Below are 9,959 nucleotides of genomic sequence, written 5' to 3' on the forward strand. Positions count from 1 at the left end.
ATTGTTTTTTTGAGCGGGAGTCAAATGCCTAATATTTCTAAAATCAGCAGTAGCCTGATCTACAGCCTGATTGAGTAACCCTTCTTTTAAAAGTCTTACTTTAATGGTATAGTTAACATTTGCCGTATTAAATATTGTACGGGCAATTTGTATGGGAATAAAAATACGCTGGTCTTCATTTTTTCCAAAAGTATTTCCCTGTTCTTTTAAAACACCAATAATTTGAAATTTATATCCTTTTATAGACAAATTTTGACCAATCGAACTGATGCCTTTAAACATATTATTAGAAAAATCAGAGCCGACAATACAGACAAAATGATTGTTTTTGATATCGGTATGACTAAAACTTCGACCGCTTTCTACTGTAATTCCACTGTTCGAAAGATAGTTTTCATCACATCCAATGATATTTATTTCCGGATCTGTTTTCATTATTTCATTTTTAACTTCAATGTTAGAAGCAGCATCAAATGATAAAGAAATAACGGAAAAAGGATATTGATACTGACTTTTAAATTCAAGTGCCTCTTTATAGGTGATAGTAGGATTGACAACAGGATTTGAATTGTTATTTGCTATTCTGTCTGCCATATCATACTGGTGAATCGTGAAAGTATTAGCACCCATTGAAGCAAAATCCTCCACAATGGTATTTTTTAAAGCAGAAACAACGGATAATATTCCCACTAATGCCCAAATTCCGATAGCAATAATAAAAACAGTAATGCAGGTACGCAGGAGTTGGCTCCTGATACTTGTTAATGCGATTTTTATATTTTCAACAGCAATTTTCCACATATCCTATTGGTAGCAAAATAGAATAAAAAGTTACAGGTAAAGTTAGATAAAATTTAATATTAACTGCTCTTTCTGCAAACAGGTAAAGCCTGAGCGGTATATTATAAAAAAAGAAGTATTTTTGTTTGAAGTAAAACACATAAAAAATTAATTTAAAAATGGCAAAGAAACCAGGAATCCCAAAAGGGACAAGAGATTTTTCTTCGATGGAAGTGGCAAGAAGACAATATATTATGCAAACGATACGACACAGATTCGAAAAATTTGGTTTCCATCCTATAGAAACACCTTCTTTTGAAAATCTGGATACTTTGTTGGGAAAATATGGAGAAGAAGGAGATCGGTTAATTTTTAAAATTTTAAATTCTGGTGATTATTTATCGAAAGCAGACGAAAAATTATTAAACGAAAAAAGCAGCCAGAAACTAACTTCACAAATATCTGAAAAAGCACTTCGATATGACTTAACTGTTCCTTTTGCGCGATATGTAGTAATGCATCAGAATGAAATAGATTTTCCGTTTAAACGCTATCAGATGCAGCCGGTTTGGCGAGCCGATCGCCCGCAAAAAGGAAGATTTAGAGAGTTTTACCAATGCGATGCTGATGTTATTGGCTCTAAATCCTTGTGGCAGGAAGTGGAATTGGTTTTACTTTACGATCGTGTTTTTACGGATCTTAACATATTTGGTGTAACAATAAAGCTTAACAACCGAAAAATATTAGCAGGTATTGCTGAAGTCATCGGAGCCAGCGATAAATTGATTGATTTTACAGTGGCTTTAGATAAATTAGACAAAATAGGAGAAGAAGGGGTAAAAGCCGAAATGATAGAAAAAGGTATTACTGCCGAAGCGATTGAAACCGTACAGCCGTTGTTTCATTTTACGGGAAATTTTGAAGAAAAGCTGGATAAGTTAAGGAAGCTTTTGATAACTTCTGAAGAAGGGAAAAGAGGAGTAGAAGAGTTGGCTTTTGTAGGGAAAGAAATAAGTAGATTAGGTTTAAAATCTGCCAAACTTAATCTGGATGTGACCTTGGCTCGAGGGCTGAATTATTATACAGGTGCTATTTTTGAAATAGGAGCACCGGATACTGTACAAATAGGATCTATCGGAGGGGGAGGAAGATATGATGACCTGACTGGAAATTTTGGATTGAAAGACATGAGCGGCGTGGGGATTTCTTTTGGGTTAGATCGTATCTATCTGGTAATGGAAGAGTTGAATCTGTTTCCGACGGAAGTAAATACAGCGTCAAAAGTCCTGTTTTTAAATATGGGAGATCAGGAGATGAGCTATGCAATGCAAGCTGTCGTAGGATTGAGAGATGCCGGAATAAAAACTGAAATTTATCCTGATAAAGCTAAAGTAGGCAAGCAGTTTCAGTTTGCTGACAAAAAAGGAATTCCATTTGCGGTTCTTGTAGGTTCTCAGGAAATAGAAGAAGGTAAATTTACTTTAAAAGAATTAGTTTCGGGAGAGCAGACAGTGCTGGATTTGCAGGAGCTGATAAAAAAATTGAAATAAATATAAAAACTCCTGAAAAGGAGTTTTTTTGTTATTGTAAATTCAATAGATTGGAGATAATATAAATTAGCAATCCGACTAATCCGCCTACAAGCGTTCCGTTGATGCGAATAAATTGTAAGTCTTTCCCAACTTCTAGTTCAAGTTTATTGCTCAATTCACGACCATCCCATTTTTGGACGGTATTTTGGATTAAAGTATTTACCTCCTGAATGTTTTTTAAAGCAAGGCGATAAACCGAATGCTGAATCTGTTTATTTATTTTAAAGCGCAGGTTTTGATCACTTTCTAAATTCGTGGCAATGTCTTTGATGTTTTTTTGGATGTATTTTCTTAAGGCAGAGTTTTTGTTATCCAGTTGCTCTAAAACAGTAGTTTTAGTAGAAAACCAAAAATCTGAAAGATAGATTTTTATAGTATCATTTGTAATAAATTGCAACAAGATTTCTTTAAGCTTGTTTTTCCATTGTTCTGAGTTTTCTATTTCTGTGGCAAGTTTTTGCAGGTAAAGAGTCATCTCTTGCCTGAGCTTATGATCAGGATTTTGATAAATATCTTGTAAAAAACTGTTAATTCCGTTAATGAGCTGGTTAGTAATGGCTTTTCCGCCTACCAATCCCAGTAGAGGCTTTTTTTCGATGAGGGTTTGGTAAATATCTTCCCTGTGTTTTTCTACATATATTTGTGCTTTTGGTAAAATAAAATTAACAAGTCGGTTGTGTTCTCCTTTTTCAAGAGCATACATTATTCCTTTTGAGGCAAAACCATGAAGATCTAAACTTTTGATTCTCTTGTTTGCTTTTGTCACAAGAAAATTGATAGTGCTATCATCTTGGAGGTTAGCAATAACTTTTTTACCCAAGACAGTTAGTTCTTCTTCGAGCAATAGCTGATTTTTGGATTGATTCATCCATTTTGAAATAACAGATGCCAGATCAATTTTTTCAATGTAGGGTCGGATGGTATCTGATGTTAAAAAGTTTTCTGTCACAAAAGTACCTAGGTTTTCTCCAATTTTGTTTTTGCTGTTTTCAATCAGATTAGTATGCGGTATCTTTAACCCCATAGGATATTTAAAAAGTGCAGTTACTGCAAACCAATCGGCAAGAGCTCCTACCATAGCGGCTTCAGAAAATGCCTTAACGTATTCCATCCATGGAGAAAAATGGTATTTAATGGTGTAGAGCATACTTATATAAACCATTGCCATAAGTAAAAATAATCCCGTAGCTATGGCTTTATGCTTGCGCAATTGCGATTTTTTATCTGACATTCATAACTTTTTAGAAGATAAAGTTACTAAAAAAGGAGTTTAAAAATCTTCATTGACTTCAAAGCTTATAGTTTCATAGGTTTTGGGGTGTTTAAAAGTAATTTTCTGAGCATGGAGATAAAGACGATCTGATTTTTTTCCATATAAATCATCCCCTGTTATCGGAATATTTAATCCCAATGGATGAGAGGCGTGTACACGCAATTGGTGAGTACGCCCGGTTACCGGATATAAATATACTTTTGTTTTGCCGTTTATGAGTTTAACCACTTTCCATTTCGTTTTTGCCGTTTTACCGTATTCATGGCATACCATTTGCCGAGGTCTGTCGTCGAGATCCACTCTTAATGGTAAATCAATAAAACCGCTATTCTTTTTAAGAGTTCCATCCAAGAGAGCGACATAGCGTTTTTCAACTGTCTTTTTGATAAACTGACTTTGCAATGCTTTGTGCGACTCTTTGTCTTTGGCGATGATTAAAATACCGGATGTTGCCATATCGAGACGATGTACAATCAGCGGACCGGTTGCTTTTGGATAGCGCAGTTTCATGCGCTCGTAAACCGAATCCTGAATGTAAATTCCCGGGACAGATAAAAATTCTGCTGGTTTGTTAATTACAGCAAAATAATCATCTTCGAAAACAATTTCTAAAGGCGTTTGTAGAGCCGGATTTTGAAGCAAGGGATTGTCTTCTATGGTTAGCCCCTCAAGCATATGTCCCAAAATTGGTTCGCATTTTCCCCTGCATGCCGGATAAAAGTACTTGTGTTTCCTTATTTCTGATTTTGGAGCTTCTCCCCACCAGAATTCTGCCATAGCTATTGGGTGATAGTAGTGAACATAGGCGTATTGAAGCAATTTAGGGGCGGCACAATCGCCTGCAGCAGCAGGAGGTTGCTGAATTGCAGTATCTGCGAAAATATCTAACAAGTTTTTTTCTTCGCCTTTTTGATTGAGAAAGCGATATTGTTGAAACAGTTTTTGCTGAAGAGCGTTTGACTTTTGTTTTCGCTCATTTTTTAGTTGTTGAATAACTGTTTCAAAGTCGCGGATAATTTCTTTAGACTGGTTTATCTGTTGCTGCCAGTAAGCTGTTATCACTCGCAGTTCGTGCTTATCCCGAAGACTTTGTTTAATTAATTCTTCATTTAATTGTTCAAATGCATTTGCATCCAGAATATTTTTTTTTTGTTCCCTGATTGTTTTTCTTTCTCTTTTAAGCTTTTTCAGATCTGTTTTTTTCTCAGCAATTGCTTTTTGACTCTCTTGTATTTGTTGGGTAAGCATTTCCCGTGCTGTCCGGTAAATGTTATCCTCTTCTGTCTTTTTTATTTTGGCATTGATGAAGTTTAAAACCGCTTCTTCTTTCACAAAAAAACCTTCGTTGTTCCACAAATCAAAAACAGGAGGGACAAAACCTTTAATATGCGTATAATTACCTAGCTTTCCGGAAAACCCTGCCAGATAGCCAATATTGTTATCCTGATCTTTGACCACTAAGATGCCGAACATTTTTCCCGCAGACAGGCTAGAGGGATGATTTTGGTCAAAAAGCGGAGCGATTAAAGGGTGTTTTTCTAGTTCATTTTGCAGTTCCTCGGCAGCGATTTTTGACAAAATATGCGGTTCGTAATAAAAGGGATAAGTAAATTTTTCTGGTAATTCAATAGAGGAAATATCTGTTTTGAATGATCTGAAAATAGGCAGTGTGGCTGACATCTTGGATAGCGGTTTGTCGGGCAAAAATAAGAATTAATTTTAAGAGACTAAATGGCAAAAAGAAAGAGAACCTAAAAAAGTTCTTTTTCTGCTTTTCCTTTTTGTGACTTAACGAGTTAAATAGTATCTTTGACGCTTTAAAGCAGTAAAGAATACCGATATATATGTTTGATAATTTAAGTGATAAATTAGATAAAGCCTTTCATATCCTTAAAGGACATGGCAAAATTACAGAAGTTAACGTAGCAGAAACTTTAAAGGAAGTAAGAAGAGCACTTTTAGACGCTGACGTAAACTTTAAAATAGCGAAGGATTTTACCAACACAGTCAAAGAAAAAGCTTTAGGGCAGGAGGTGTTGACTTCCTTGCAACCGGGGCAATTAATGATTAAAATTGTCAAAGATCAGCTGATAGAATTGATGGGAGGAGAAGCTGCGGGGATCAATTTATCGGGTAATCCTTCGGTAATCTTGATGTCGGGCTTGCAGGGTTCGGGAAAAACTACTTTTTCGGGAAAACTGGCTAATTTTTTAAAAACAAAGAAAAATAAAAAACCTCTTTTAGTAGCTTGTGACGTTTATCGTCCGGCAGCGATTAATCAGTTGCACGTTGTAGGAGAACAGCTTGGAATTGAGGTTTATTCTGAAGAAGGAAATAAAAATCCGGTGGAAATAGCGCAAAAAGCTATTAAGCATGCAAAAGCAAACGGATTTAATGCAGTAATTGTGGATACGGCAGGACGTTTGGCAGTAGATGAGGAGATGATGAATGAAATTGCCAATATTCACAAAGCTATTCAGCCGCAGGAAACTTTATTTGTAGTTGATTCCATGACTGGACAAGATGCCGTAAATACGGCAAAAGCATTTAATGATCGGTTAAATTTTGATGGAGTTATTCTTACCAAATTAGACGGAGATACCAGAGGAGGAGCCGCTATTTCAATTAAATCGGTAGTTAATAAACCGATTAAATTTATAGGAACAGGTGAGAAAATGGATGCTATTGACATTTTTTATCCTGACCGTATGGCTGACCGTATTTTGGGAATGGGGGATGTTATTTCGTTAGTAGAGCGTGCTCAAGCACAATACGACGAGGAAGAAGCGAGAAAAATCCAGAAAAAAATTGCAAAAAACGAATTCGGTTTCGATGATTTTTTATCTCAGATTCAGCAGGTTAAAAAAATGGGTAGCATGAAGGATTTGGTAGGCATGCTTCCGGGAATGGGAAAAGCCTTAAAGGATGTTGAAATAGAGGATGACGCTTTTAAGCATATAGAAGCTATCATCCATTCCATGACACCTGCAGAGCGTTCCAGACCGGCAATCATTGACGTGAAGCGAAAACAGAGAATTGCCAAGGGATCGGGAACGGATGTTCAACAGGTAAATCAACTGTTAAAACAATTTGACCAGATGAGCAAAATGATGAAAATGATGCAGGGTGCTAAAGGAAAGAATCTAATGAGAATGATGGGACAGATGAAAGGGATGCCAAGATAATATTTAGAGAAGGTTTAAGGTTCAGGAGAAGTTTAAACCTTCTTTATTTGATATAACAACACGATTATTTTATTATAGATGCAATTATTAGACGGAAAAAAAATATCAGAAGATATTAAAGATGAAATTGCTGTTGAGGTTTCGCAAATGAAATCCCGCGGTGAAAAAGTACCTCATTTGGCAGCAGTACTGGTTGGTAGTAATGGAGCTAGTTTAACTTATGTTGGCAGCAAGGTAAAATCCTGTGAAAAAGTAGGTTTTGAATCTACTTTGGTTACTCTTCCGGAAGAAACTACAGAAGCAGAATTATTGCTTAAAATTAAAGAATTAAATGAAAATTCTGAAATTGACGGATATATTGTTCAGCTGCCTCTGCCTAAACACATTGATGAACAAAAGATTTTGATGGCTATTGATGCAGATAAAGATGTAGATGGATTTCATCCTACTAATTTTGGTAAAATGGCCTTGGAAATGGAAACATTTTTACCAGCTACCCCCTATGGAATTATGGAATTGCTAGAGCGGTATAAGGTAGAAACTGTTGGAAAAAAAGTAGTAGTTATCGGTCGTTCGCACATTGTTGGGCGCCCTATGAGTATTTTGTTGAGTAAAAAAGGTTATCCGGGAGATGCTACGGTAACATTGACTCACAGCCAGACCAAAGATATTGAAGAGATAACCAAAGAAGCTGATATCATTATTTCAGCATTGGGAGTACCTCACTTTTTAAAAGCGGATATGGTAAAACAGGGGGTTACAGTAATAGATGTGGGGATTACAAGAGTGCCAGATGTAGATTCTGCAAAAGGATATTTAATTGCAGGAGATGTTGATTTTGAGGGCGTAAGTAAAAAAGCAGCCTTTATTACTCCGGTTCCGGGTGGAGTTGGTCCGATGACAATAGCAATGCTATTAAAAAATACTTTATTAGCCCGAGCGAGGAGAGCTAAAAAAGGAGAATAGTCTTTATAAAGAAAACCATCTCATTTGTGAGGTGGTTTTTTATTGATAAATAGTTCCAAATAGCTAATTTAAGGATAATATACTTTGCCAAAACAGTATATTTGCGTTGTAATAAAAAATTAATACTCTTGGAAATTTACCACAAAAGAAAGGCTGAATTTAAAAAACAGTTTTCTACAGTCCGTACAAAATATAAAACAGTAGGCGCTTTAAGAATCTTTATTTTTTTAGTTATAATTTATTTTTTTTACTTATCTGTTTCCAACGGAGATTTTCCTTATTTGTACGTTTCGGGAATTGCTGTAATTTTATTTGTCGTACTTCTAAAAATTCATGCCGGACTATCGTTTAAAACCCGGTATTTAAAAGCATTGGTCGATATCAATCAAAATGAGATTAATTTCTTGGAAAAAGAAGAACAGCCTTTTGAAGATGGTAGCGAATTTATTACAGCAAATCACGCCTATAGTCATGATTTAGATATTTTTGGAACAAAATCACTATACCAGTATCTAAACAGAACAGCTTCCTATATCGGAAAACGAAAGTTAGCTGATTTGTTACAAGGAAAAACTGATAAAGAAACCATCTTGCAAAATCAGGAGGTTGTAAAAGAACTTGCCGATAAAGTGGAATGGAGGCAGACTATTTATGCTTACAGCAAAATTTCTAATCTGGATAAGGATAATTTTGAGCGGTTGCAAAAATGGAGCACATCTAAAACTTCCAGAATCAATAAAGCTGACATTATTTCAGCTTACCTCTTTCCATTTTTAATGCTGATTTCTATTGCAGGATTTTTTGTTAATTCATCTAATGCATTTTGGGGATATGCTGTTTCTGCTATTTTTTCGCTCAATTTGATAATTGCTTTGAGCAAAATCAGAAATATTCAGACAGAATTAGGAGGAGTAGAAAAAATTTATGAAACTATAGGGAGTTATAGTTCTATAGCTTTACAAATTGAAAAAGAAGATTTTAGGAGTTCAAAGATGAGTGAATATACTGCTAAGCTTCAAAATGAGTCTTTTTATGTCAGTAAAGAATTAAAAATACTGTCGAGATTGTTCGGGCAATTGGAAACCGTTGCAAATATTTTTATCATGATTGTGTTCAACGGTTTTTTTCAGTATCATGTTCACGTACTGAATAAATTTTTGACGTGGAAAAAGAACAAAGGTGGTTTGTTGCTAGCCATTATAGAAATCATGGGTGAAATAGAAGCATTGAATTCATTGGCAAACTTTTCTTACAACAACAAAACATATGCTTTTCCGATATTGAATAACGAGGAAAAGATTTCTTTTAAGAAGTTGGGGCATCCGTTGATTCAAGCTCAAAAAAGGGTAACTAACTCCATTGATTTTACAAATAAGCGGTTTGTTATTCTGACAGGATCAAATATGTCGGGAAAAAGTACCTTTTTGCGCACGGTTGGAGTAAATCTGGTTTTGGCAAATGCCGGAGCTCCTGTTTGTGCTGACGGTGCGACATTTTTTCCGTTGCCACTTGTGGTTTCTATGCGCTTGACGGATTCTTTGGAAGATAGCGAATCCTATTTTTATGCCGAAGTCAAACGACTAAAAATGATTATAGAAAAAGTTAAGGAGGAATCGTGTTTTGTACTTTTAGATGAAATATTGCGAGGTACAAATTCTGACGATAAGCAAAGCGGAACGATAGGGGTAATTTTAAAGCTGATTCAAGAAAAAACATATGGAATTATTGCTACTCACGATTTGGAGGTTTGCAATGTAACTTATCAGTTCCCTGATATTTTGATAAACAAGTGCTTTGAAGTGGAAATAAAAAATGAGGATTTGTTTTTTGATTACAAGATAAGAGACGGTATCTGTAAAAATAAGAACGCTACATTTATAATGAAAAAAATGGAAATTATCGATTAAACGAAGCCGTCTCGTTTACAAAATCGGGACGTTTTTTTTTATGATTCAAAAATTGAGGTCAAAAATCCAAATAGATTTAACAACGGAGAAAAAGAATTGCTATCCTTCTTGTTTAAGCGCTCATCTTTTTGAGATTATGAGCTAAAGCATGCAATCCGAACTCTATTTCCACTTTTTCAAGTCCTTTTAAGGTAAATCTTTTGAAGTTCCGGTTGTGTTTGAGTTGTGCAAATGTGGGTTCTACATCTGCTGTCCT

The 9,959-nt window shown here is 35.4% G+C and carries 8 protein-coding genes; 4 read left to right on the forward strand and 4 right to left on the reverse strand.

What is annotated here, in order from left to right; all coding sequences use genetic code 11:
* On the reverse strand, positions 1-801 hold an 801-nt coding region (locus C8P70_RS13175; protein WP_166666233.1), incomplete at its 3' end, for an ABC transporter permease.
* Between the two features lie 158 nt (positions 802-959).
* Between C8P70_RS13175 and hisS the strand changes: the two genes are divergently transcribed.
* Positions 960-2,330, forward strand: coding sequence for a histidine--tRNA ligase (gene hisS / locus C8P70_RS13180; RefSeq protein WP_133713774.1), 1,371 nt, complete (start codon positions 960-962; stop codon positions 2,328-2,330).
* Between the two features lie 31 nt (positions 2,331-2,361).
* Here the strand turns inward: hisS and C8P70_RS13185 are convergent, their stop codons facing one another.
* Positions 2,362-3,603, reverse strand: coding sequence for a DUF445 domain-containing protein (locus tag C8P70_RS13185; protein WP_133713775.1), 1,242 nt, complete (start codon positions 3,601-3,603; stop codon positions 2,362-2,364).
* Between the two features lie 39 nt (positions 3,604-3,642).
* Entirely contained in the window at positions 3,643-5,325 is a 1,683-nt protein-coding gene (locus C8P70_RS13190) for an RluA family pseudouridine synthase (RefSeq protein ID WP_133713776.1), read from the reverse strand.
* A 164-nt stretch (positions 5,326-5,489) separates the two neighbouring features.
* Here C8P70_RS13190 and ffh point away from each other — a divergent pair, with 164 nt between their 5' ends.
* The 3 genes from ffh (at position 5,490) to C8P70_RS13205 (ending at position 9,703) form a co-directional block, all read left to right on the forward strand.
* Positions 5,490-6,830, forward strand: coding sequence for a signal recognition particle protein (gene ffh / locus C8P70_RS13195; protein ID WP_133713777.1), 1,341 nt, complete (start codon positions 5,490-5,492; stop codon positions 6,828-6,830).
* A 78-nt stretch (positions 6,831-6,908) separates the two neighbouring features.
* A complete protein-coding gene (locus C8P70_RS13200) occupies positions 6,909-7,796 on the forward strand; it encodes a bifunctional 5,10-methylenetetrahydrofolate dehydrogenase/5,10-methenyltetrahydrofolate cyclohydrolase (RefSeq protein WP_133713778.1) in 888 nt (295 codons plus the stop codon).
* 128 nt (positions 7,797-7,924) lie between these two features.
* On the forward strand, positions 7,925-9,703 hold the full coding sequence (locus C8P70_RS13205; protein ID WP_133713779.1) for a MutS-related protein: 1,779 nt from the start codon (positions 7,925-7,927) through the stop codon (positions 9,701-9,703).
* A 112-nt stretch (positions 9,704-9,815) separates the two neighbouring features.
* Here the strand turns inward: C8P70_RS13205 and C8P70_RS13210 are convergent.
* Positions 9,816-9,959: transposase (locus tag C8P70_RS13210; protein WP_208293414.1), on the reverse strand; the 144-nt coding region annotated here is incomplete at its 5' end.

This window comes from Myroides indicus (assembly GCF_004364575.1).
In the GTDB taxonomy this organism is placed as follows: Bacteria; Bacteroidota; Bacteroidia; order Flavobacteriales; family Flavobacteriaceae; genus Flavobacterium; species Flavobacterium indicum_A.